This window comes from Nocardia sp. NPDC050378 (genome assembly GCF_040655675.1).
Taxonomy (GTDB): Bacteria; Actinomycetota; Actinomycetes; order Mycobacteriales; family Mycobacteriaceae; genus Nocardia; species Nocardia coubleae.
This window is the reverse complement of sequence record NZ_JBFAKI010000012.1, coordinates 77,005-100,283: the sequence shown is the minus strand read 5'-3', so window position 1 is coordinate 100,283 and position 23,279 is coordinate 77,005. Positions and strand designations below refer to the sequence as shown.

The window sequence follows — 23,279 nt, the reverse complement described above, 5'->3', positions numbered from 1 at the left end:
GCGCCGCGCCGCCGGCCAGACCGAGAGAACGACATTGCCAACAACCATCACCGCGGCCGTGCTCAACACCGCGCCGGGGAAGCTCGAGCTGGAGGAGCTCGTCATGGACGATCCGGGTCCGGACGAGGTGCTCGTCGACGTGCACTACTCGGGTCTGTGCCGGTCCGACCTGCACGAGATCGAGGGTGCCTGGCCCGCCACCTGTCCCACCCTGCTCGGCCACGAGGCCTCCGGCGTGGTGCGCCGCGTGGGCGAGCAGGTCCGTACGCTCCGACCCGGCGATCACGTCGTGACCTGCTTGAGCACCTATTGCGGGGAATGCCGGTTCTGCCTGTCCGGCCGGATGACGTTGTGTGTCCAGCGCGGTTCGCTGGGTAGTCGCACCCGGCCTGTGCTGGTCAACGCGCGCGGGCAGTCCGTGCACCCCACGGCGCGCCTCGGCGCGTTCGCCGAGGCGATGGTCGTGCACGAACACTCCGCGGTGCGCATCCCGGACAGCATGCCGCTGGCACCGGCCGCCGTGCTCGGTTGCGCGGTCGTGACCGGGTTGAGCTCGGTGTTCCGCAGCGCCCGCGTGGAACCCGGTTCGACAGTCGCGGTGATCGGCTGCGGCGGGATCGGCATCGCGGCGATCCAGGGCGCGCGTTTGGCCGGTGCCCGCGAGATCATCGCCGTCGACGCGGTCGAGGCCAGATTGACCGATGCCGTGATGTTCGGCGCGACGGCGACCGTGCGGGCCGGCACGGGAGACGCGGTGGCGGCGGTGCGTGAGCTCACCGGTGGCGGCGTCGACTACTCGTTCGAGGCCGTCGGGTTCGCCGCCACCGTGGAGCAGGCCTTCGCGATGCTCGGCCCCGGCGGCACCGCCACCGTGGTCGGGCTGGTGCCCGACAGCCAGCCCATCTCGATCCGCGGCTCGGATCTGTTCCTGCTCGAGAAGCGGCTCCAGGGCGCGCTGATGGGCTCGAACCAGTTCCCGACCGACATCCCCGGCTACGTCAGGTATTACGAGCAGGGCCGCCTGAATCTCGACGACATGCTGTCGACGATCGTGCCCCTGGACCAGATCAACGAAGGCTTCGAACTCATGAAGACCGCGGGCGGTACCCGCGTGGTCGTCGACATCAGGAGTGGATCGTGAAACCCGTCATCGCCGTCACCGGCAGGCGTATCCCCGCCACCTCCCTCGTCGGCGTCGACAGTCGATGGGCCGAGGCCCAGGCCGACATGTTCTGGGCGGAGTTCGGCGCGAAGATCGCCGAAGCCGGCGGCATCTCCGTGCAACTGCCCTATGAGAGCGCGGGACCCGAGGTCATCGCCCGCGTCGACGCACTGGTGGTGACCGGTGGCCAGGACGTCGATCCGGAACTCTGGGGTGGACCGGCGCCGGAACCGACCGTCACCGGCGGGCAGATGCTGACGATCGACCGGCGCCGCGACGATTACGAGATCGCCCTGGTGCACCACGCGCTCGAGCGGGGGATCCCGGTGCTCGGCGTCTGTCGCGGACATCAGGTTCTGAATGTCGCGCTGGGCGGAACACTGGTGCCGGATCTGCCCCACCAGGGGATCAGGCACTATTCGCTCGCCACCTTCCCGGACCGGCGCCCGGACCGCGAACACGCCGTCGACTTCGCCGCGGGCACCCTTGCCGCGGCGCTGTACGGCCCCCGAACCCGGGTGAACTCCTGGCATCACCAGGCGGTGGATCGCCCCGGCGACGGTGTGGTCGTCTCGGGCCGGGCGCCCGACGGTGTGGTCGAGGCCATCGAGCTGCCGGGGCGGCCGGTCCTCGGCGTGCAGTGGCATCCCGAGGCCGATGTCGAGCTCGAGCCGTGCTTCCCGTGGTTGATCGAGCAAGCCCGCGTGGTCGCGGCGAACGCCACCTTCGCGGCGCGGTAGCGCTCACCCAGCAGCGCCGGGTCGTCGGCGAGCTCAACGGATTAGGAGAAGGAATTGAACGACTTGGCCCAGGTCGATGTTGTCATCGTCGGCGCCGGTATCTCCGGCATCGCCGCCGCGGCGGATCTGCAGCGGAACTGTCCCGACAAGAGCTTCGTGGTGCTCGAGATGCGCGAATCCCTCGGCGGCACCTGGGATCTGTTCAGGTATCCGGGCATTCGCTCCGACAGCGACATGTTCACGCTCGGCTTCGGTTTCAAACCCTGGACGGCGCCGGAGGCCATCGCCTCCGGCGCCGCGATCAAGAACTATCTGCGCGAGACCGCCGACGAGTTCGGGATCACCGAGAAGATCCGGTTCGGCACCCGCCTGACCACCGCGTCGTGGAGCAGCGCCGAGGGCACCTGGACCCTCGGGCTCAGCGGCACGGACGGCGAGTCGCGGCTGCGCTGCCGGTTCGTGCACCTCGCCACCGGCTACTACAGCTACCGCGGCGGCTTCAATCCCGAACTGCCCGGCGAGGATTCGTTCCAGGGGCAGCTGGTCCACCCGCAGGAGTGGCCGGAAGACCTCGACTACAAGGACAAGAATGTCGCGGTGATCGGCTCGGGCGCCACCGCGGTGACGCTGATCCCCAACCTCGCGGGGGAGACCGCGAAGGTGACCATGGTGCAGCGCTCGCCCACCTACGTCTACGTGGCGCCGACCGTCGATCCGGACGCCGAGCGGTTGCGCGCGGAGGTCGGCGCCGAGGCGGCGTTCCGGCAGATCCGCCTGCGCAATCTGCACGCCCAGCAGGAGACCTACCGTCAGGCCCGGCAGTACCCCGAGGAATTCAAGAAGATGATCTTCGACGGCATCGACGAGATCGTCGGTGCCGAGGTCCGCGAGGCGCACTTCACGCCGGACTACGAGCCGTGGGATCAACGCGTCTGCGTGGTGCCCGGTGGCGATCTGTTCGAGGCCATCCGGGACGGATCGGCCGACGTGGTCACCGGGCACATCGAGCGGCTCACCCCGACGGGCCTCGCGATGCGCGACGGCACCCACGTCGACGCCGACATCATCGTGAAGGCGACCGGCCTCAACGTGGTCATGGGCGGCGAGGCGAGCTTCGAAGTCGACGGCGCGATCGTCGACTTCGGCCGCTGCTGGACCTACAAGGGCCTGGCCTTCTCCGGCGTGCCGAACATGACCTACGCCTTCGGATTCGTGAACTCGTCGTGGACACTGCGGGTCGAGGTGGTCGACGACTTCCTGTGCCGGGTGCTCCAGCACATGGACAAGGTCGGCGCGAAGCAGGTCACCCCGACGCTGCCGCCCGGCGGCGAGACCATGCCGCGGCTGCCCTACAGCGCCGGGGTGACCTCGGGCTACATGCAGCGCGCCGCCGATCGGATGCCCGCGCAAGGGGACCGGGAGCCGTGGCTCAACCCGCAGAACTACGAGGAGACGCTGCGACTGCTCGACTCGGTCGACGACGGAGTGCTGCGCTATGTCTGAGGCGGCGCACGCCTGGGCGGCGATGACACCCACGGCGTTCCTCGACCGGGCCGCCGCCGCGCACGGATCCCGGGTGGCGGTGGTCGACGGCGAGTCGCGCTGGACCTACCGCGAATTCCGGGACCGGTGCCGTCGGCTCGCGGGCGGACTGCGCGAGATCGCCGCGGGCAGGCCGGTGGCGATCATGGCGCCCAACACCCACGAACTCCTGGAAGCCCATTACGGGGTGCCCTGGGCGGGAGTTCCCCTGGTGGCGCTCAACACCCGGCTCGGCGTTCGCGAACTGTCCTACATCCTGGCGCATTCCGGCAGTGGGGTGCTCATCCGCGACGCCAGGTACGCCGACCTCGTCGAGGAGGTGTGCGCCACGATGGCGACGCCACCGGTGGTGATCGACGCCGGTCACCCCGACTCCGGCTACGAGGCACTCATCGCGGGCGCCGCACCGTTCCACGCGGAGATCACCGACGAGCGGTCGCTGCTGGCGATCAACTACACCTCCGGCACCACGGGCGCGCCGAAGGGCGTGATGTACCACCACCGCGGCGCGTACCTGCAGGCGCTGGCCATGGCGGGTCATTTCGCGCTGGGACCCGACTCGGTCCACCTGTGGACCCTGCCCATGTTCCACTGCAACGGTTGGTGTTTCACCTGGGCTGTCACCGCGGCCGGCGGCACCCATGTCTGCCTGCCCAAGGTCGATGCCGCGGAGATCTGGCGGCTGATCCGGCAGGAAGGCGTCACCGGTCTCAACGGCGCCCCCGCCGTGCTCGACACGATCGCGCACGCCGAGTCCGCCGCGTCGCTGTCCCACCGTGTGTCGGTGGGGACCGGGGGAGCTCCGCCCGCACCCGCGGTGCTGCGCCGGATGGAACGGCTCGGATTCGACGTCACCCATCTCTACGGCCTGACCGAGAGTTTCGGGCCCGCGTTGCTCTGCGAGGCGGTACCCGAGTGGCGAGACCTCGACGAGGAGACCGTGATCCGGCTCAAGGCGCGCCAGGGCGTCGGCAATCTCGTGTCGCTGCCGCCGAGGGTGGTCGACGGCGCGGGCGACGACGTCCCCGCCGACGGCGCGACGATCGGTGAGATCGCGCTGCGCGGCAACAATGTCATGCTCGGCTACCTCCACGACGACGCCGCGACCGGCGACGCTGTTCCGGACGGCTGGTTCCGCACCGGCGACCTCGCGGTGCGCCATCCCGATGGCTCCATCGAGCTGCGCGACCGGAGCAAGGATGTGATCATCAGCGGGGGTGAGAACATCGCCAGCGTGGAGGTCGAACACGTGCTCGCGGAGCATCCGGCCGTGCTCGAGGCGGCCGTCGTCGGAACCCCGGATGCGCGCTGGGGCGAGATCCCCGTGGCGTTCGTGCATCTGGTGCCCGGCGCCGCCGCGACCGCGGACGAGCTCGTGGCGCACGTCAAGCGGCAGCTGGCGCGGTACAAGGCGCCCCACCGGGTGGTGTTCGGTCCGCTGCCCAAGACGTCGACGGGCAAGACTCAGAAGTTCCTGCTGCGAGACCGGGCGGCCGAGGAACACCGCGATCAGGTTCCGCCGCGCTGACAGTGCCGAAACCGAACGGCCCCGGAGCGTCTGTGCTCCGGGGCCGTTCCGTGTGTCACTGCACTTGTGCGACAGACTGATTCGCTCCACGGTCCTGATAGAGCTTGTACAGCGCGTACAGGGATTCCTGGCCGAAGCCCGCGTCGACTCCACGGGCGAGCAGTCCCGCCGCGGCCTCGATCATGGGTGCGGGCCCGACCCGTTCGGCCATCGTGTCCCGGAACGCCGACGACCCCGAGTGGTAGACGTCCACGGTGGCCTGATCGGTCGAGTAGTCGCCGGAGGTGAGGGTGTCGACGCACTGCTGTTGCGCGGCATGCAGAATCTGGTCCAGCTGTCGAGCCACCAGCAGCAACTCGTCGACGGAGACACCGCAGGCCGTCACGTACCTGGCCGCCTCGATGAAGCCGAGGATGCTCACGCCGTAGAACGCGCCGACACCGCCCAGATCGAGGACGTTCGCGCCGTTCGCGTTCGCGGAGACGTGCCGGGACGCGCCGCCCATGGCGCGGACGAGGTCCCCGTGGGATTCCCAGACCTCCGGCGATCCGGCCACCAGCAGCTGGCAGGTCGGGGCGCCGATCTGCTCGGGAAAGGCCAGAATGGCGCCGTCGAGGTAGCGCACCCGCTGGGTCTCGGCCCACTGCCGCAGCCGGTCGGCGTCGTGGGGTGCGCCGGTCGTCACGTTGATCAGCGTGTGTCCGGCGGGCATGTCGACGGTGGCGAGGACCTTTTCGAGGTCGTCGTAGGCCCGCACACAGGCGACGGTCGTTCGGGCCGATCCCACGGCCTCGGCCGCGGTGTCCGCCGAGCGGGCCCCGTTCGGCTCGAGGGCCTGTGCCTTCTCGGGGGTCCTGTTCCACGCGATCACGCGGTAGCCGGCCCCGAGCAGCGCACGCCCGAGGGCGGCGCCCATGTTCCCGCAGCCGAGCAGGGCTACGTCGAATGTCGGTTGCTGTTCCACGATTCGTTCTCCTCCAATGGTTTTCGGTACTGAGAAGGCGGCGGGCACCCACGTGGAGCGTGGGCGCCCGCCGGTGGGAGCGGCTACTGCCGCCCGATCTTGGCGTAGGTGTCCGGGCGGCTGCCGCGCAGTTTCCAGGCGTAGGCGGCGCCGACGAGAACGGATCCGTAGAGCAGTGCCAGTACGGCGATCACGACGCCGGTCCCCGCCGTGATCAGCGCGGAGATGTTGGTCGTGGCGAGCCAGAGGACGACCACGAGGCAGCCGAGCGCGAGGCCCGGCGCGATCAGCCGGTGCCAGACGGTCGTGTCGTCGGGGCGGCGGCGGGTCAGGAACACCATGACGGCGGCGGAGGTGATCAGCATCAGCATGATCAGGCCGTAGCCGAACGCGCCGGACAGCTGCGCGTACAGCAGCTTCGGCTCGGCGCCCCACACGACGAACGCCAGGAATCCGATCAGCGCGAGGACCGAGATGCCGACCGAGGCCCGGTGCGGCGACCCGTGGCGCGGGTGGGCGAATCCGATGCGCTGGGGCAGCACTTCGTCGACGCCGAGGTTGAACGCGTACCGCGCCAACACGTTGTGGGTGGCGAGCAGCGCGGCGAATCCGGCCGTGGTGAGCAGGGGGACGACGAGGTCTTCGGCAAAGGAGCCGACGAAGGTGTGCAGCGTGCCGAGGAACGATCCGGTCGGATCGGCGGCGGTCGTGGCGACGGCGTCGGCGGGACCGATCGCCTGGATGATGGCCCAGGTCGACACGGCGTACACGAGGCCGATCAGGGCGATGAACGCGTAGGTCGCGCGCGGGATGTTCCGATCGGGATCGCGGACCTCGTCACGGAAGATGACGGTCACCTCGAAGCCCCCCATGCACAGCATGCCGAAGAGCAGCGCGATGCCCACGTTGCCCGAGAAGACGTGTTCCGGCAGGAACGAGTCGGCACTGAGTCCCGTCGCACCGCCCTTCGCCACCACGAAGATGTCGTAGACGGCGACGAACAGGACTTCCAGACACAGACACACGCTGAGCGCCTTCGCGGAGAAGTCGAGATTGAAGTAGCCGAAAGCCCCGACCACGCCCTGCAGGACCAGCGCCCAGATCCACCACGGCAGGCCACCGACGACGATCTCGAGATAGAGACCGGCGACCGCGTACACGGCCAGGAGCAGGATGTAGTAACAGGTGACGGCGAGGAAGGACGCGCCGAGTCCGACCTGTTTGCCGAGTCCGGCGGTGACGAAGGAATAGAAGCCGCCGGGATTGGCGATGTGGCGCGACATCTTGAGGAAGCCGACGGCGAACAAGGCGACGATGCCTGCGGCGGCGAGGTAGGCGGCGGGCGCACCGATCCCGTTTCCGTAGCCGATGACCACTGGAGCGAACGCGGCCACCACCCCCAGCGGGCCGTTGAACGCCAAGACGGTGAAGACGAGCTGGATGATCCCCAGGTTGCCCCGCAGATGCTGGGCCTCCTCCGAATCCTGTTGCACCGGTGGGGCATTGGGGTCGTCGATGGTCATCGGCATATCCGTTCGTTCAGTGGAATCGAGCAGGCCCAGGCCCCGTCGTGATCGGGTTCACCCGCGTGGTGGATGGCGTATCGGACGGCCATCTGTGTGACCTGAGGCACATCGAACGATAGAGGTGACTAAGCGCTTGATCAAGTGATTCGACTAAATCGATTGATTCAATTGGTTGATGTGGTCTGTCTCCGGCGGCGTCCTGCCCGGTCGCCGTGCCGTGGTGGGCATGATCGAAAGGTGTCGCGGGGCCTGTACGCTTGATTCAGTCAAGATTGGCGGCGTCTCGAACCGCCGACGAGCGAAAGGGGTGGACCACCGTGGCTCACGTGCCGACAGCGGATCGTTCCGTGCAGATTCTCGAGGCGGCGGTGCGTGTCATCGCCGAGCACGGCGTCGCGAGCGCGACGACCCGCCGGATCACCGAGGCGGCGGACGCGCCACTGGCTTCGCTGCACTACTGCTTCCGGGACAAGGACGGTCTGTTCCGCGCGGTCTTCGAGAATCTCGCGGCCCGGGCCACCGAACCGTTCGCGGAGATCGAGCTGGGCGATCTGCGGGCCACCGCTGTCGAGCTGGTCCGGCATTCGGGCCGCTGGGTCGTCGAGCGACCCGACTACGCGCTGGCCCAGCTCGACCTCTACCTGTGGATGGTCCGCAACCGGCCCGCCCTCGCGGCCGAGTCCTACGACGTCTACCAGGGGGCGGTGGCCGATATTCTGCAGCGAGCGGCGGGCACGTCCGCGCGCGCGGAGGACATTCGAGCGCTCGCCTCGGTGCTGATCTCGACCAGCGACGCGCTGGTCGTGCAATGGGCCGCGCATCAGGATCCGGAGCGCGTCGAGGCCTATCTCGACGTCTTCTGCGCGGGCATCCCGGCGATGTGCGACAGCATCGTGGGCGCGGCCCAGCCGGTCGATACGGGATCCGTGCCGGCGTGATGTCCGGAGACCGCGCAGGTCAGTGAATCCACAGGCTCTCACACGGCATTCGCTGGGCGGGGAGCAGCCCGTTGCGGATCTCCTCGACGGTGATGCCGGGGTGCGGGCGAGACAGCCAGTCGCGCACGAAGTTCCGGACAGCGGTGCGGCAACCGCGGAAGTCGGCGACCACCGTTCCGGCGATGACCCGGAGGTGGGTGTCGGGTTCCCCGGGTCGGGGCGAGCGCTGGGTGGGCACGGCGACTCACCCGCCGCGCATGGCCGAGATGATCGACACCGGCGAGGGACGGTAGCGGTCGGTCGGGGCGCCACCGTGCCAGCGCAACGCTGGGTCGGCGGGGGAGGGCAGCGCGATCTCGTCACCCTCGTCGACGAGGCCTGCTCCGCACCGATCCAGTACTGCCCTGGTCAGCGCACTGCGGCGCAGGTGCCCGGGAACGGGCGCGGTGAGCAGTGTCCAGGTCGTTCGCCGACCGAGCCCGCGGTCGATGATGGCAGGCACCACCAGGGGTAGCCGCCGCACCAGGGTGGCGGCCTGCGCGGCGGGCGCCACGATGGCGCCGACGATCCCGGCCGGGACGAAGATCCGGCCGCTGCCTGCCCGGAGGAACGCGGTGATACCGCAGCGCTGCTTGTAGTACTTCACCTGCGCCACCGCCGCGGCCGAGATCTCCTCGCGCGACATCGAGGTCGCTCGCCATGTCATCACGCGCTGCCTTTCGACGGGAGTCGCAGCGCACCCGAGCGGATATTCATCGGTGTGCACTCGCTTCCTGAGTTGGCTCGATATCCGTGCTGTCGCCCAGAACCGGTCCCGATCGCCGGTCGTTCGCGAACTCCCTCATCGTTTCCCCTGGTGATGTGCCAATCTTCCAAGCCGACGCGACGGGCCGCAACGACAGTGCGCACCTTCTTTCGTCGGGCCCGGGTGCATCGTGCACCCGGGCCGGGCAGCGGGGCGCCCATGACCGAGGACCTCGCGGAAGGTCGGCTCCGCTACCGGATGGCGCGAACCCAGGGGTCTGGTCCTGTGGATCGATGAGCCGGCGTCAAGCGACGGCTGCTGTCGGAGCGGCGACACGCGGCCCACTGACTGTGCTGCCCGACAAGCCCGCGCAGCACAGGTGAGTCGCGGTGGCAACGGCGTGGCGCTTGGGCACTGTGCGGCCTTCCCGATGCCATTGCCCTGCCGCGGCGATCGCAACACCTATCAGCCAGGAGGCGAGCAGGTTCGCGCGCAGGGGAATTTCGCTGTGCGGGTGCAACATCCTGGCGACGGTGACGGTGAAGTCGGCCACCGCCTGTTGCACCCGCAACCTGACTGCCGGCTCACTCGGCAGAGAGGAGTCGAAGATCAGGACGTGCAGACCCGACGCGTCGTGTTCGACGAGATCGAAGAACGCCTCGACAGTGCGCTCGACGGTGTGGTGGCGAGACGATGTCGCTCCCGAGGCCGCACGTACGGCATCGGTGAGTTGATCGAGATAGCGTTGGACGACGGCGAGGTAGAGCTCGAGCTTTCCGGAAAAGTGTCGGTAGAGAACAGGTTTGGTGACCCCCGCGCATGCACTGACCCTCTGCATGGTCACCCCGTGATAGCCGCGGGTGGCGAAGGCGTGATGCGCGATGTCGAGGAACTGGTTGCGGCGCGTGAGGCGGCGCTGCGACCGCGGTGTGGAGACGATCATGGGGCACCTCGGGTCGCGCTGGGGTCAGAAGGCGGTCTCGGCGAGTTCCATCGCATTCGGTTCGGACGCGCTGATCACGGCACGCTCGGCGGTCACATGCGGAAGGACCGTGGCGGCGAAGAAGCGGGCCACGGCGACCTTGCCCGCGTAGAACTCGCTGTCGTTTCCGGAGTCGACGGCGGCGAGTGCGATTTCCGCGGCGGAGATCAGTCGCCAGGCGACGAGGAGGTCGCCGACGGCGAGGAGGAACCGGACGGCGTTGAGGCCGATCTGGTAGAGCCTGGTGGGTTGTTCGGTCGCGGCGAGCAGATGCGTGGTCAGTGTCGCTGCCATCTCTTCGACGTCCTCGATGGCACAGCCAAGGAGAACCTTCTCGGACTTCAGGCTGCCGCCGTCTTCGTCGGAGCGGGCGGTGGTCCGGACCTGGTCGAGCAGGTGCCGTAGGGCGACGCCGCGGTCGCGGGCGATCTTGCGGAAGAAGAAGTCCTGGGCCTGGATTGCGGTGGTGCCTTCGTAGAGGGAGTCGATCTTGGCATCGCGAATGTACTGCTCGATCGGGTAGTCCTGCAGGAATCCCGAACCGCCGAAGGTTTGCAGAGATTCGGTCAGATATTGATAGGCGCGTTCGGAGCCGACTCCCTTGACGATCGGAAGCAGCAGATCGTTGACGCGAGCGGCGAGTTCGGCATCGGCGCCGGAGACATGCTGAGCGACAACGGGATCCTGGTGACCGGCGGTGTAGAGATAGATCGAACGCAGGCCCTCGGCGTAGGCCTTCTGCATCAGCAGCGACCTGCGGACGTCGGGGTGGTGGATGATGGTGACTTTGGCTGCGGACTTGTCCGACGCCTGGGTCAGATCCGGTCCCTGAACGCGGGACTTGGCGTATTCGAGGGCGTTGAGGTAGCCGGTGGACAAGGTGGCGATCGCCTTGGTACCGACCATCATCCGCGCTTCCTCGATGACCTTGAACATCTGCGCGATGCCGTTGTGGACATCGCCCACGAGGTATCCGACGGCCGGGACCCCGTGCCCACCGAAGGTGAGCTCGCAGGTAGCCGAGGCCTTGAGTCCCATCTTGTGTTCGACGTTGGTGACGAATACGCCGTTACGATCACCGAGTTCGAAGGTGTCGTGGTCGAAGTGGAACTTGGGCACGATGAACAGGCTCAGTCCCTTGGTGCCGGGACCGGCGCCCTCGGGGCGCGCGAGCACCAGGTGGACGATGTTGTCGAACAGGTCGTCGGAGTCGGCGGAGGTGATGAACCGCTTCACACCCTCGATGTGCCAGGTGCCGTCGGGTTGGGCTACGGCTTTGGTGCGGCCGGCGCCGACATCGGACCCGGCGTCGGGTTCGGTGAGCACCATGGTGGCGCCCCACCCGCGCTCGACGATCTGCGAGGCCCACTGCTTTTGCTGTTCGGTGCCGACTTCGCCGAGCACGTCGGCCATCAGTGTGCCGGAGGCGTACATGTAGGCGGCAGGCTGTGCGCCGAGTACCAGCTCGTTGATCGCCCAGCCCACCATCGACGGTGCGGGCACCCCCCCGACGTGTTCGCTCTTGGCCAGTCGTGGCCACTCGGCGTCGAGCCAGGCGCGGACCGCCTTCTTGAACGGCTCGGGCAGTCGAACCGAGTGCGTGGCAGGGTCGAAGACCGGTGGGGTGCGGTCGGTTTCGGCGAACGGTTCGGCGACCGGGCCTTCGGCCAGCCGGGCCGCCTCGGCCAGCATCGTGCGCACGGTCTCGCCGTCGAGATCGCCGAAGGCGCCTGCGGCCAGGACCTTGTCGAGGCCGAAGACCTCGAACAGGTTGAACTCCAGGTCGCGAACATTGCTCTTGTAGTGGCCCACCGACCGTCACCTCTCGACTGAACCCCGCTTCGAACGGGGCGGGTGCTGAACCGCGCGAGATCGCGCCGCGGTGGCCATCATGGCGCACCGCGACGAGTGACGCAAGTCTAAGTAACTCGCCAATAAGTCGACTTCTGTGCGTATATGGCCAGTTGAACTGGGGATTTCTGATCGTGAAGGCCTTAAGTGATCAGTTGCTAACTCGGGATTCAGGCAGTTCGGCAAGCGCGATCCGCTCACCGAGTGAACACAGCTCGCTGACTAGAGTGGGCCGTCTGGTGAGTCGCGGATTGCGGACCGCTTCGTTGACCATCGTGGTGACGGTGTGGATCAGCACCCGCGCGGTCGGCATGGACAACTCGGGACGCACCGATTGCAGCAGCCTTGCCCATCCGATGATGCCTTCGCGATGGATCCGTCGATACCGGGCGGCCGCGTCGTCGGGCAGGTACCGGGCCTCACCGACCGCGGTGCCGACGAGATCCGGCCTGTCCATGGCGAAATGGACGTAGTAGCGCAACACGAGGCGCAGCGATTCCCGTGGATCTCCCCCCTCGGCGAGAGCGCGTTCGGTGTAGCGCTGTATCCACTGGTTGTTGCGGTCGATGATCTCATCGAGCAGATCGGACTTGCTTTCGAAATGGTGATAGACGGCGGGGCCTCGGACACCGACGGAGGTGCCGATCTCTTCGATGCTGACCGCCGCGAATCCGCGTTCGCTGAACAGCTGGGCGGCGGCGGCGATCAACTGTTCGGTGCGCAGTTCGCTGTTCTGATCGGTGTCGCCCCCGCGGGATTCGGACGTACCGTCTTCTGCGTGGTCACCGTGGATCACGCCGGTACCGATGACCGCGTCGACCGCGGCGTCCAGAACGGTGGCGAACGTGTCGTGGGGGAGTCGGGTGCGGTGGTTGGACGGGCTGGTCACCACCGACAGGACGAGCCAGCCGAGGGCGTCGCGATCGGCGGCGGCGACACCGGAATACCGAGCCTGCACAGCCGCCCCGATCCGGTGTGTCAGCCGCACCGATCGCGCCAGGACGGCAATCCGATCGGCAGGGGTCAGGTTACGGAACTCGAGCTGCCACAGCCGCGCGAGGCCGCGCCGCTCCAGCGAGACGCGGACCAGGGCGCGCAGTGCCGCGTCGGAGGCTGCGTCACCGTCGCACGCGGAGTCGACGCGGTCCAAGACGAGGTCGAGACCTTCCCGCAGGCAGCAGCCGAGCAGTTCTTGCTTGGTCCGGAAGTGTCGATACAACGCGCCGGAGGTGATACCGAGAACGGCAGCGATGTCGGCCATGGACGTGCGGTGATAGCCGTGCTCGGCGAAAGCGTCGGTGGCGGCCTGCAGGATGGCCGCGCGGCGATTGGGCGGGCGGCGCCGCACCGGTGGCACGGCATCGGTGGCGACCGGTGTCGCGGGGGCGTCGGCTGCTCCGAGCCTGCCGAGCAGCATGCCGAGGAGTTCGTCGGTGAGCTGGTCGATGGACGCCTCGATCCAGCCCGCGCACCAGTCCCGCATCAGGCCGTCGACAGCACCGAGGAAGGTAGCCGCGGTGAGCCGGAACTCGCGGGACGGGAGTTCGCCTCTGACGGCGAAACTCTCGAGTAGTGCGCACAGCATGTCGATCCAGCGTGAGCGGCGCTGTCGGCGTTGGGCGTCGATGCGTTCGCTGATTCCGGCCACCTCGACAAAGGTGATCCGGGCACACCGCGGATCACGGGTGATGTAGGAGAGATAGGCGCGGACCATCGCGGCGGCCCGTCCGGCGAGCGGCAGGTCGTCTACCCGCGCGACCTCGTCGAGGACGTGCTTTTCGACGATGCCGTCGATGTGGAGATGCAACTCGCTCAGCAGGTCTTCGAGGGTGTCGTACTCCTGGTAGAACTGGCGAGTCGACAGTCCGGCGGCCTGGCACAGGTCGACCAGGCGCGTGTTCCGGTAGCCGGTGCCCGCGCCGAAGGTCTCCAGCCCGGTTTCCCGGAAACGCGCGCGGCGCTCGGCGCGCCTTTCCGCCGCCGACCGGCCACCGTATCGCCCCGCCGCCGACACGACTCTCGCCATCGTTGTCCGGTCCTTCCGGGTTGTCGTTCACCACTTTGAATACAGCAGTGTTCAAAGTACGGCAAACGGTCCCGGACCGCGATCGCGATCGCCCACTGACAACAGAGGCCGATGTGCCGCCCGCGAACACGTTCCTCCGCGCACAACGGAGTAGCTGATAGATTGCCCTTGCCACGGGTCGACGGCGGATAGCGGCGTTTCGACACTCGGGAGGACCGAACATGTTTCTCGCGATCGCGGTAGTGATGGCGATCGTGCTGGTCTGGGCGTGCACGTCGCGAGCTTTCGGCCGCTGGAGCATTACCGAGCCGGTCGCGATGATCGTCGCCGGCGCCGCCGTCGGGTCGACCGACGATCAGTGGATCTTTCCCGCCATCGATACCGAAGTCGCACTCCGTCTGGTGGAGTTTCTGCTGGCCCTGTTCTTGTTCAGCGATGCGACCGAGATCAGGGACCGAATAGCGAAGAACACCGGCGTTACCCGGCTGCTCGTCGCCTTCGTGATCAGCTTGGCCATCGCCACCGCTGTCGGAAAGTATGTGCTGCAACTGGACTCGTGGCCACTGCTGTTGGTGCTGGCCTGCATCGTCATGCCGACGGACCTGGTTCCTGCTCAGTCGATCCTGCGTGACAATCGGATCACCAAGAGAGTGCGCGACTCCCTCAACGTCGAGAGTGGACTCAACGACGGGCTCGTGGCGCCTGTCATGTTGTTCGCCTTGGAAGCGTATCGGCGCAGCATCGACTCCGAGGATGCGGTGGGAGCCTTGGGCCACGCCGTCACCGCGGTCGTCAAGTCCGTTCTGATCGGCGTTCCACTCGGGGCGATCGCCGGTGTCGCGCTCTCGGCGGCCGCTGCCCGTGGGTGGACAGATCCGCGCACTGTGCGGTGTGGAATCCTGGCGATTCCCGTGCTGTCCTTCGCGGTGGGTGTCCTGATCGACGGCAACGGTTTCGTGGCGGCCTTCCTCGCCGGCATCTTGTATCGCGCCACGCATCGCGACATTCCTGGTGAGCCACTGGACCTCACCGAGGGCTTGGCGCAGTTCCTCGGTCTCGGACTGTGGTTTGTCGTCGGTGCCATCGCGGTCGCGGTCCCCAGGCTCGAGTGGACCGTGATCGTCTATGGGTTGCTGGCACTGACGGCGTTCCGCATTGTTCCGGTAGCGGTCACCCTGGTCGGCTCGCGGTTCACCCCAGCGGAACGGGTCATGCTGTGTTGTTTGGGCCCGCGCGGTGTTGCGTCGATCGTCTTCGGATTGCTCGCCATCAACAGTCTGGCCGGAACCCCCGACGCGGACCTCGTCGTCGGAGCGACCTTGGTGGTCGTGTGCGGAAGCATCGTTGTGCACGGCGTCGGCGCCCCGCTGGTCGCGGCCAATTTCGGCAGACGTTCTCGGCGAGTGCGAGACGTGCCCGATCCCTCGCGTCACTGGTGATCGCCACGCCGGATCGGACGGGTTTTTCGTGAACTGGCTGACTTTCGCCGATCGCGCCACCGCGGCCGAGCAGGCCGACATCCTTGTCGACCTGCTCGACACCTTCTTGTCGGCGCAGGCGGTGACACGTGTTCCGGCGCGGGGAGTGAGGCTCAGGGAGTGAGCACCAAGCGGATCGGATCACCGACCTTGCGTTCCAGGCGAGCGACTGCCTCGGCCGCCTCGGCGAGGGGCACGTGCGCGGTGATGGACGGTGCGAGATCGATCCTGCCGGCCGATGCGAGGCCGACCAGCTGTTCCACGTGCTCGGGTTCGGAACCGTAGTGGCCACGGACCTGGTTGACGTTGAAGCAGAAGTTGATGCTGTCGTCGATCGTGACCGGCTCCGGGGTGAGACCCGCCAGGACGAGCGAACCGAACGGCCCGAGCACGGATGCGGCCTGCGCCCGGGCCGCGCCCACGCCGGCGAAGTCGAACGCGACATCGAGTCCGCGCCCCGCCGTCGCCTCGCGCACTGCCTCGGCGAAGTCCGGTGCGAGCGGGTCGAGCGCGACGTCGGCCCCGAAGAGCAAGGCGCGGTCGCGAGCTGACGGCAGCGGGTCGATCGCGAGGATGGGTGCCGCGCCCACCATCCTGGCCAGCCGCACGGCGTGCGCGCCGAGTCCGCCGGCACCCCAGATTCCGACCGACTGGGCTGGTCGCACGGCGCCGGTGCTCACCATGGCGGCGTACGGCGTGGAGACCGCATCCGGGATGATCGCGGCCTGGTCGAAGGGCAGATCATCCGGGATGGGGAGCAGTGTGCCTTCGCGGGCGATCGCGTACTGGGCCCAGCCGCCGTCGTAGTCCAGCCCGCGGGTGCGTGGCCGTTGGCACATCATCCGCCGCACACAGTGGGTGCAGTCCCCGCAGGCTTCCCCGGCCTGGAGCACCACGCGCTGCCCGGGCGACCAGTCGCCACGCAGGTCCGGGCCGAGGGTGTGGATGACGCCGGAGACCTCGTGTCCGAGGGTGACGGCACCGGCGGCGGTGACGGCGGGCTCCGGGTAGAACGGGCTCAGGCTGCCGTCGATCAGGTGGACATCGGACAGGCAGACGCCCGCGGCCCGCACTTCGATCAGGACTTCACCAGGTCCGGGGGTCGGAACGGGGACCTCCTCGACTGAGAAGGCGCGGGTGTCCAGGCGGAGTCGGCCGGCGAGCATCGTGCTCATGGGGGGACCTCGAATTCTCTCGACAGGGCTTGTTCAACCGAACAAGTCACTCAACTGTGTCGACTGACAATGTCGCCTGTCAAGCAGTGGCGCCGCCAACGTTCTCGTCCTGCTTTCGGTTCCGGTCGGGACCGTGTCGATTGACACTGTCATGCGACATGGTCGACTGACAATGTCGCTTGTACGCTCGGTCTCGCACAGCGCATTGCTGGTGAGCGACGAAAGGCATGGTCATGATCGATACGTCCGTAGGCAGGCTCGAGGCGATCCCTCAGCGTCCCGCACTGCCCCTGGTCGGGCACGCCCTCACCTTTCCCGGCGGGATGGACGGGGTCTACCGGATGATGAAGGAGGTCAAGGACCTCGGGCCGATCTACCGCGTGCGCTTCTTCGACACCGAGATGGTCGTGGTCGGTGGTCTCGATCTCGTGGAGGAGTTGTCCGACGAGACCCGGTTCCGCAAGAACGTGCACAAAGACCTGGTCGAAGTGCGCCAGATCGCCGGCGACGGGCTGTTCACCGCGTTCGATCACGAGCCGAATTGGCGTAAAGCGCACGACATCCTGATGCCGGCGTTCTCACTCGGGGCGATGCGCGGCTACCACGCCACCATGCTCGACGTGGCCCGATCGCTCATCGGCAAGTGGGACCGGCTCGCTGGAGTCCGTGCGGTCGACGTCCCCGACGACATGACCCGGCTGACCTTCGACACCATCGGGTTGTGCGGCTTCGGCTACGACTTCGAGTCCTTCCGCCGAGACGACCTGCACCCCTTCGTGGAGGCGATGGCCCGTGCCCTCGGGTTCACCCAGGAGAAGGGGGAATCTCTCCCTGGCACCGAGTTTTTCAAACGCAAGCAGGCCCTGCGTTTCCGTGCGGATGCCGACCTCATGACCGATCTGGTCGACAAGGTCATCCGAGAGCGGCGCGCGTCCGGCGACAGCGGGACCGCCGATCTGCTCGGCATGATGCTGCACACCGCCGACTCGGTCACCGGTCAGCCATTGGACGACATCAACATCCGTCATCAGGTGATCACGTTCCTCATCGCCGGACACGAGACCACCAGTGGCGCTTTGTCCTTCGCGCTCCACTACCTGACCAAGCATCCCGCGGTGCTCGCGCGGGCCCAAGCCGAGGTCGACGCGTTGTGGGGCGATACCGACATGCCGGACCCCGATTACGCCGACATCGGCAAACTCTCCTACATCCGCCAGGTCCTCAACGAGAGTCTGCGCCTGTGGCCGACCGCACCGGCCTTCGCGCTCGAGCCGATCGAGGACACCGTCATCGGCGGGCGCTTCCCCGTCCGCAAGGGTGAGACCCTGATGGTGATCACACCAGCCCTGCACCGAGATCCCGCCTGGGGCGAGAACGTCGAGCTGTTCGATCCGGAGCGGTTCTCGCCCGAGCGCGAGGCCACTCGCTCCGTGCATCTGTTCAAACCGTTCGGCAACGGCGAACGTGCCTGTATCGGAAGGCAATTCGCGCTCCACGAAGCGACGCTGCTACTCGGTCTGCTGGTGCACCGGTACCGGTTGATCGACCATCGTGACTACCAGTTGAAGATCAAGTCCTCGCTCACCATCAAGCCCGACGACTTCACCCTCGAGCTTGCCCGTCGCACCAGCGAGGAACGGCGTCGACCCGCACCGGCCACCAGCGACATCGCGCACGGCGGGAACGCGGTACGCACACGCCGACGCGCGCCGGGTACCGCACTCACCTTCCTGCACGGATCCAATCTCGGCACCTGCAGCGGCCTCGTGAGCGACTTCGCCGTCGACGGAGCAGGAAACGGCTTCACCCCGACCGTCGACTCCCTGAACTCTCATGTCGGAAAACTCGCCGACATCGAAGGCCCGGTAGTCATCGTGGCCGCCTCCTACAACGGCCGGCCGACCGACGACGCCGCCGATTTCCTGACGTGGTTGGACGGGCTCGAGCCCGGCGCGCTCGACGGCGTGGCCTACGCGATTCTCGGTGTCGGCGACCGCAATTGGGCCGCCACCTACCAGCGTGTCCCCACCATGATCGACGAACGAATGGCGGCTGCGGGCGCCACGTCGCTACTCGAGCGAGGCGCTGCCGACGCCTCCGGCAACTTCGCGGGCGCGGTCGACCAGTGGAGCGACGCGTTGTGGACCGCGCTGCTCGACCGCTACGGCGTGCCGATCGAGGGAACGGCCGAGATGCCCGACGCGGCAGACGCGGAGCGGGGACTCTACGAACTGCGGGACGCCTCCGAGTCGGTCATCGCGGGCTTGACCGCACGGCACGGGGTCCAGCCGATGGAGGTCCTCGACAGCTACGAACTGGTCGATCTGGATCACGAACTCGGCCGCTCGAAGCGATTCCTGCGGATCCGCCTACCCGAGGGCGTCACGTACCGAACCGCCGACCATCTCGCCGTGCTACCGAGCAACCCGAATGCCCTCGTCGAACGCGTCGCCGCACGCTTCGGGTTGGACCTCGAGCGCACCGTCCAGCTGCGCGCGCGCCGCCGCAGCCGCAATGCCTTGCCCATCGATCGCCCGCTCACCCTGCGGCGTCTGCTCGCCGACTTCGTCGAGTTGCAGGATCCGGCCACGCCGGAACAGGTCGCCGTGCTCGCCGAACACACTGGTTGCCCACCCGAACAGCGGCCGCTGGCCGAACTCGCCGCCGCGGATCCGGAGACCTTCGAGGAACAGGTGACCCGGGCCGGACTCAGTGTTCTGGATCTGCTCGAGCGGTACCGGGCATGTGAGCTGTCCTTCGAGGGCTTCCTGGAGCTGCTTCCCGTACTGCGGCCCAGGCACTATTCGATTTCCTCGTCCTCGGCGGCCTGGCCCGGCGAGGTCGACCTGATGGTCTCGTTGCTGGCGGCGCCCCACCGCGGCGGGGACGGCACCTTCGCCGGCATCGCCTCCCACTACGTGCAAAGCCTGCGGCCCGGTGACACCGTGCAGGCCAGGGTGTTGCCGTGCAGCGAATCCTTCCGCCTACCGGACGATCCGTCGGTGCCGGTGATCCTCGTCAGCGCGGGCACCGGGCTGGCGCCCTTCCGTGGTGCTGTCCTGGACCGACATCATGCCGGTGCGACCGGGACTCTGTTGTGCTACTTCGGCTGCGACCACCCCGACGTGGACTACCTGCACCGCGAGGAGTTCGAGGCCGCCGAGGCCGCCGGTGTCGTGAGCATGCGCCCCACGTTCATGCACGCGCCTGAGGACGGAGCTCGCTTCGTCCAGGACCGCATCGCCCGCGAGGGCGCGGAGGTGTGGTCGATCCTCGCGGCCGGTGGGCGCGTCTACGTCTGCGGTGACGGACGGCGCATGGCGCCCGCGGTACGGGACGCGATCGCGGCGATTCATCGACAGTGGGCCGGTGGTTCGGACGAGGACGCCGAGCGGTGGCTGGCCGACCTGGTCGAGTCCGGTCGCTACGTCGAGGATGTCTGGGCCGGCTGACAATGCGGCCGAACACAGCTTGTCGAGGGAGATACTCTCGGCAAGCTGTGTCTTGTGCGAAGGGCGCGCTTCAGCCGAGTCGTACGTCGGTGAACGGCAGCTCTCCACTGGCCAGTGCCACCGTCGCGGCGACCATCGCTTGCAGGCCGACATGCTCGGCGGCCTCGTCCGGAAGGCACAGGCGGTGCATCGTCAGCCCGTCGAATCCGGCGAGAAAGAATCGCGCGACGACGTCCGCGGGCCGGCTCAGCTCGAAACCGGTCCGTTCCGCCGTCTCGGCCACCAGTTTCGTGGTCACGCCGAGCATTCGACGGTAGTGGCTGTCTCTGGCCTCGCTCAGACCTGGCGTTCGCAGGGCGAACATGATGAGCTCGGTGAGCAGTTGGTAGTTGGTCGCCGGTTCCGACGTACTGCGCCACAACTCGCCGGCCAACGCGGCCAGGGTCTCCTCGAATCCGCCGCCCGACGGGGCTGCTCGCTCGAGCTGCGCCACGAGGTCCTCGGTGATCTGAGTCAACACCGCCGCGTACAGATCCTCTTTCGACCCGAAGGTGTAATGCAGCGTCGCCTGCGCCACTCCGAGCTCGGAGGCGATGGCCCGCGTACTCCCCGCCGCGACGCCCTTCCTCGTCATGAGGTCGATCGCCGCCTTAATGAGCTGAGGGCGGCGTTCGGCCGCGGTGACATGAGCCATGCCAGGCACTATACGACTGTGTCCGTCAACCTGGTCGACCGACAAAGTCGTAGCTCGAGTCGCCCCGAATCCGGCTCGACGAGCGCTGCCCCGATCGCACCGTGTCAGGTCACAGAACCCACAACCCTCCCAGGCATCCGCCGGAGAGGAAGTAACCCGCCACGGATCTCCTCAGCGGAGATGCCCGGGTTGGGGCGAGAGGGCCGGTCGCGCAGAAAGTTCCTGACCGCCGTGCGGGCAGCCTGGGAAGTCGGCGCCGATCGCTCTGGCGAGGATGGCCGTTCGTGTGCTTTTCGCGTGGCAGCGATGGGCTTCTCGTTGCCAGGCAACGCTGGGCATCAATGCCCACAGAAACCCCTGGACCGTCGCGGTGACGAAAGCGTGCATCTCGAGCGTGGTGCGTGGTGGTCGACACGATCCACGGCTGCGGATCACTGGATGACTACGGACTGTACAGTGCGTGCGACGCGGCACTGATCCACCTCACGGCACAACTCGCGGTCGAACTCGCACCGTCGGACGAGTCAACTCTCTCGCTTGCGCCGACCGGGCGAGCACGGACGACATCGCTACCGTGATCGCGCATCTGGGCTCGGCCGAAGCGACGAGAAGGGCACCGGGCGAACTCGTGGTCGTGGAGGCGGGACAGCGGCCGAGAGCCTGTCGAACCCGACGATAGAGGAGTCGCCGTGCCCAGGTCGAGGGTGATCGCGAGCCGAGTATTCGAGGCCGGTCTGACGGTCGTCGGCATTGTCGCACTGGGGGCGCAGGTGCCGCGGCCGTGGCTGATCCTCTGGGGTGTCCTTGCCGCCGTCTACATTGTGGCGTGGCTGGTGCAGCTACTTTCCCACCGCCACGCCGACGACCCCGAGGAGTGGCTCGACACAATTCCCGACAGCTGGACCGCGCTCGTGTTGACGGTGGTCACGAGCGCGGTCGGGCTGGCTGCGGTGTTGTCGACCGTGGCCGACGAGGCCACCGAGAACCAAGCCGTCCCGACGGAAGTCGTCGCGGCGGTCGTGGCGCTGCTGGCCTGGTTCCTGCTGCACCTCGGTTACGCCGAACAATACGCGCGCAGCTACCACCGTAGGCTGCCGGAAGAATCGCTGTCGTTCCCGGATACACCGCGACCGAATCTGGTGGACTTCGCATATTTCTCTTTCACCATCGGTGTTTCCTTCGCAGTCTCCGATGTGACGACTCGAACTCGTCCCCTGCGCGCTCAGGTACTGCTGCATTCGGTGATCGGGTTCTTCTACAACGTCGCGGTGATCGGTGTCGGTGTCGACGTGCTCAAAAGCGGGTGACGACAAGGGGTAGCGCGGTGTCACGAGTACATCGCAGCTATCGGTTTCCGGCGGTCGACCACTCGCGCAGTTCGTCCAGCGCGGTACTCGCACTGTCCTCATCGAGGCTGGCGGCGAGAGAGGATCGTCGTGCTGTCGTTCGTTGACGGTGCCTCGGAGTTTCGATCACCGGTGCGGGCTGCGATTTCGGCCTCGGCGAGTGCTGCGATCATGCGGGCGGTCGTGGTCACCACCAGCTCGGACATCCCGCTGCCGTAGAAGTCGAGCGCGGCGACCATCGCACGCACCAGCGGGACATCTGCGACCATCTCGTCCATGACGACCACCGGCCGACTCACCGGCTTCGACCCCACTCCTGCGGGTCCACGACGATCAAGTGCTCGCGGCGGTGAAATCTGGTGCGATGGGGTGGCATGCGCGTCGAGAGGCTCAGGTGTTCGTGAGGGTGCGGGCGAGGAGGGGGAGTAGGCGGTCCCAATGTTGTTTCAGCCCGGCGGGATCGAAGGCAGCAGTGTCGGACAGGGTGAAGCCGTGGATGGTGGCTGGGTAGATCTCGGAGGTGTAGGTGAGTCCCGCCCGGTCCAGAGCTTGGTTGAGTTCGATCAGCAGCTCGGGGGTCAAGTCGCTTGCGGCGTGCCCGAAATGGATTTCGGCGGTGATGTCGGCCAGCGCGTCGGTGCCGTCCGCGGAGACCGGGGCGTGAAAGGCTGCCAGGGCCGCCACCAGGGCAGGATGGGCAGCAGCGGTGCGTGCCGCCTGGAGACCGCCGATGCAGTAGCCGGTGACCGCGACCGGTCCCTCGAGTACTTCGGGCCGTGCGGTGAGGAAACGCAGGTAGGCATCGGCGTCACGACGTGCTCGTTCGGCGGTGTGGGCTTGGATCAGCGGCATGAGTTGGTCGACGATCGCGGGTCGCACGTCTTCGCCGATGTAGGCCGGTAATTCGATCACCGGTGCCGGGCCGTGCCGGTAGAAGAGGTTGGGAACCAGCACGTAGTAGCCGTGGTGGGCGAGTTCGTCGGCCAGGTCGCGGAGCGCTGGACGGAGGCCGAAACCATCCGCGTACATCAGCACCCCCGGGTAGGGTCCGTCGTGCTCGGGGAACGCCGCGAACGCGTCGGCGCGGCCGTCGGGTGTAGAGATCTCCAGAGGGGTGATGGGCATGAATT

The 23,279-nt window shown here is 67.5% G+C and carries 20 protein-coding genes; 9 read left to right on the top strand and 11 right to left on the bottom strand.

All coding sequences use genetic code 11. The features are described from left to right. The first annotated feature begins 34 nt into the window (after positions 1 to 34). Genes AB0I35_RS24175 through AB0I35_RS24160 form a run of 4 tightly spaced genes read left to right on the top strand, consistent with a single transcriptional unit; the run spans position 35 to position 4,972 of the window. Positions 35 to 1,141: a Zn-dependent alcohol dehydrogenase gene (locus AB0I35_RS24175; RefSeq protein ID WP_357398515.1), complete on the top strand. Its 1,107-nt coding sequence runs from the start codon at positions 35 to 37 to the stop codon at positions 1,139 to 1,141. After that, complete coding sequence (locus tag AB0I35_RS24170) at positions 1,138 to 1,902, top strand: gamma-glutamyl-gamma-aminobutyrate hydrolase family protein (protein ID WP_357398513.1); 765 nt, start codon at positions 1,138 to 1,140, stop codon at positions 1,900 to 1,902. Before AB0I35_RS24175 ends, AB0I35_RS24170 begins: the two co-directional genes overlap by 4 nt. Positions 1,903 to 1,956: 54 nt before the next feature. Continuing rightward, a complete protein-coding gene (locus tag AB0I35_RS24165) occupies positions 1,957 to 3,405 on the top strand; it encodes an NAD(P)/FAD-dependent oxidoreductase (protein ID WP_357398511.1) in 1,449 nt (482 codons plus the stop codon). After that, positions 3,398 to 4,972, top strand: a complete 1,575-nt coding sequence (locus tag AB0I35_RS24160) for an AMP-binding protein (RefSeq protein WP_357398510.1) — start codon at positions 3,398 to 3,400, stop codon at positions 4,970 to 4,972. The genes AB0I35_RS24165 and AB0I35_RS24160 overlap by 8 nt, the downstream gene beginning before the upstream one ends. 55 nt (positions 4,973 to 5,027) lie before the next feature. On the opposite strand, the gene AB0I35_RS24155 is transcribed toward AB0I35_RS24160, so the two are convergent. Both AB0I35_RS24155 and AB0I35_RS24150 read right to left on the bottom strand, forming a co-directional pair. Next, positions 5,028 to 5,936: an NAD(P)-binding domain-containing protein gene (locus tag AB0I35_RS24155; RefSeq protein WP_357398508.1), complete on the bottom strand. Its 909-nt coding sequence runs from the start codon at positions 5,934 to 5,936 to the stop codon at positions 5,028 to 5,030. A gap of 83 nt (positions 5,937 to 6,019) precedes the next feature. Then, entirely contained in the window at positions 6,020 to 7,459 is a 1,440-nt protein-coding gene (locus AB0I35_RS24150; protein WP_357398506.1) for an APC family permease, read from the bottom strand. A gap of 329 nt (positions 7,460 to 7,788) precedes the next feature. On the opposite strand from AB0I35_RS24150, the gene AB0I35_RS24145 reads away from it, so the two are divergent. Further along, positions 7,789 to 8,400 (top strand): TetR/AcrR family transcriptional regulator, encoded by a 612-nt coding sequence (locus tag AB0I35_RS24145; protein WP_357398505.1) that lies wholly within the window; start codon positions 7,789 to 7,791, stop codon positions 8,398 to 8,400. A 19-nt stretch (positions 8,401 to 8,419) separates the two neighbouring features. Here AB0I35_RS24145 and AB0I35_RS24140 read toward each other — a convergent pair whose 3' ends face one another. From AB0I35_RS24140 to AB0I35_RS24120, 5 genes are all read right to left on the bottom strand, one after another. Further along, positions 8,420 to 8,638, bottom strand: coding sequence for a hypothetical protein (locus AB0I35_RS24140; RefSeq protein ID WP_357398504.1), 219 nt, complete (start codon positions 8,636 to 8,638; stop codon positions 8,420 to 8,422). A gap of 6 nt (positions 8,639 to 8,644) precedes the next feature. Next, positions 8,645 to 9,106: a hypothetical protein gene (locus AB0I35_RS24135; RefSeq protein ID WP_357398503.1), complete on the bottom strand. Its 462-nt coding sequence runs from the start codon at positions 9,104 to 9,106 to the stop codon at positions 8,645 to 8,647. Positions 9,107 to 9,449: 343 nt separating this feature from the next. Beyond that, positions 9,450 to 10,088: a TetR/AcrR family transcriptional regulator gene (locus AB0I35_RS24130; RefSeq protein ID WP_357398502.1), complete on the bottom strand. Its 639-nt coding sequence runs from the start codon at positions 10,086 to 10,088 to the stop codon at positions 9,450 to 9,452. Between the two features lie 24 nt (positions 10,089 to 10,112). After that, positions 10,113 to 11,939, bottom strand: coding sequence for an acyl-CoA dehydrogenase (locus AB0I35_RS24125; protein WP_357398500.1), 1,827 nt, complete (start codon positions 11,937 to 11,939; stop codon positions 10,113 to 10,115). A gap of 190 nt (positions 11,940 to 12,129) precedes the next feature. After that, positions 12,130 to 14,004, bottom strand: a complete 1,875-nt coding sequence (locus AB0I35_RS24120) for a TetR family transcriptional regulator (RefSeq protein ID WP_357398499.1) — start codon at positions 14,002 to 14,004, stop codon at positions 12,130 to 12,132. 221 nt (positions 14,005 to 14,225) lie between these two features. On the opposite strand from AB0I35_RS24120, the gene AB0I35_RS24115 reads away from it, so the two are divergent. Further along, positions 14,226 to 15,443 carry a cation:proton antiporter gene (locus AB0I35_RS24115; protein WP_357398497.1) on the top strand — a complete coding sequence of 406 codons (1,218 nt, stop codon included), beginning with the start codon at positions 14,226 to 14,228 and terminating at the stop codon, positions 15,441 to 15,443. Positions 15,444 to 15,471: 28 nt separating this feature from the next. Beyond that, positions 15,472 to 15,606 (top strand): hypothetical protein, encoded by a 135-nt coding sequence (locus tag AB0I35_RS24110; RefSeq protein ID WP_357398496.1) that lies wholly within the window; start codon positions 15,472 to 15,474, stop codon positions 15,604 to 15,606. Here the strand turns inward: AB0I35_RS24110 and AB0I35_RS24105 are convergent. After that, positions 15,596 to 16,657 (bottom strand): zinc-binding dehydrogenase, encoded by a 1,062-nt coding sequence (locus AB0I35_RS24105; RefSeq protein ID WP_357398494.1) that lies wholly within the window; start codon positions 16,655 to 16,657, stop codon positions 15,596 to 15,598. The two genes, AB0I35_RS24110 and AB0I35_RS24105, sit on opposite strands and share 11 nt — an antisense overlap. 233 nt (positions 16,658 to 16,890) lie before the next feature. On the opposite strand from AB0I35_RS24105, the gene AB0I35_RS24100 reads away from it, so the two are divergent. Continuing rightward, the gene (locus tag AB0I35_RS24100) at positions 16,891 to 20,109 is read left to right on the top strand and encodes a cytochrome P450 (protein WP_357398493.1); all 3,219 of its coding nucleotides are present in this window, start codon (positions 16,891 to 16,893) and stop codon (positions 20,107 to 20,109) included. A gap of 70 nt (positions 20,110 to 20,179) precedes the next feature. Here AB0I35_RS24100 and AB0I35_RS24095 read toward each other — a convergent pair whose 3' ends face one another. Beyond that, a complete protein-coding gene (locus AB0I35_RS24095) occupies positions 20,180 to 20,803 on the bottom strand; it encodes a TetR/AcrR family transcriptional regulator (RefSeq protein ID WP_357398491.1) in 624 nt (207 codons plus the stop codon). 689 nt (positions 20,804 to 21,492) lie between these two features. On the opposite strand from AB0I35_RS24095, the gene AB0I35_RS24090 reads away from it, so the two are divergent. Beyond that, positions 21,493 to 22,110 carry a DUF1345 domain-containing protein gene (locus AB0I35_RS24090; RefSeq protein ID WP_357398489.1) on the top strand — a complete coding sequence of 206 codons (618 nt, stop codon included), beginning with the start codon at positions 21,493 to 21,495 and terminating at the stop codon, positions 22,108 to 22,110. 98 nt (positions 22,111 to 22,208) lie between these two features. On the opposite strand, the gene AB0I35_RS24085 is transcribed toward AB0I35_RS24090, so the two are convergent. Further along, positions 22,209 to 22,427: a hypothetical protein gene (locus AB0I35_RS24085; RefSeq protein ID WP_357398487.1), complete on the bottom strand. Its 219-nt coding sequence runs from the start codon at positions 22,425 to 22,427 to the stop codon at positions 22,209 to 22,211. A 112-nt stretch (positions 22,428 to 22,539) separates the two neighbouring features. Further along, positions 22,540 to 23,274 (bottom strand): dienelactone hydrolase family protein, encoded by a 735-nt coding sequence (locus AB0I35_RS24080; protein WP_357398486.1) that lies wholly within the window; start codon positions 23,272 to 23,274, stop codon positions 22,540 to 22,542. Positions 23,275 to 23,279 lie beyond the last annotated feature (5 nt).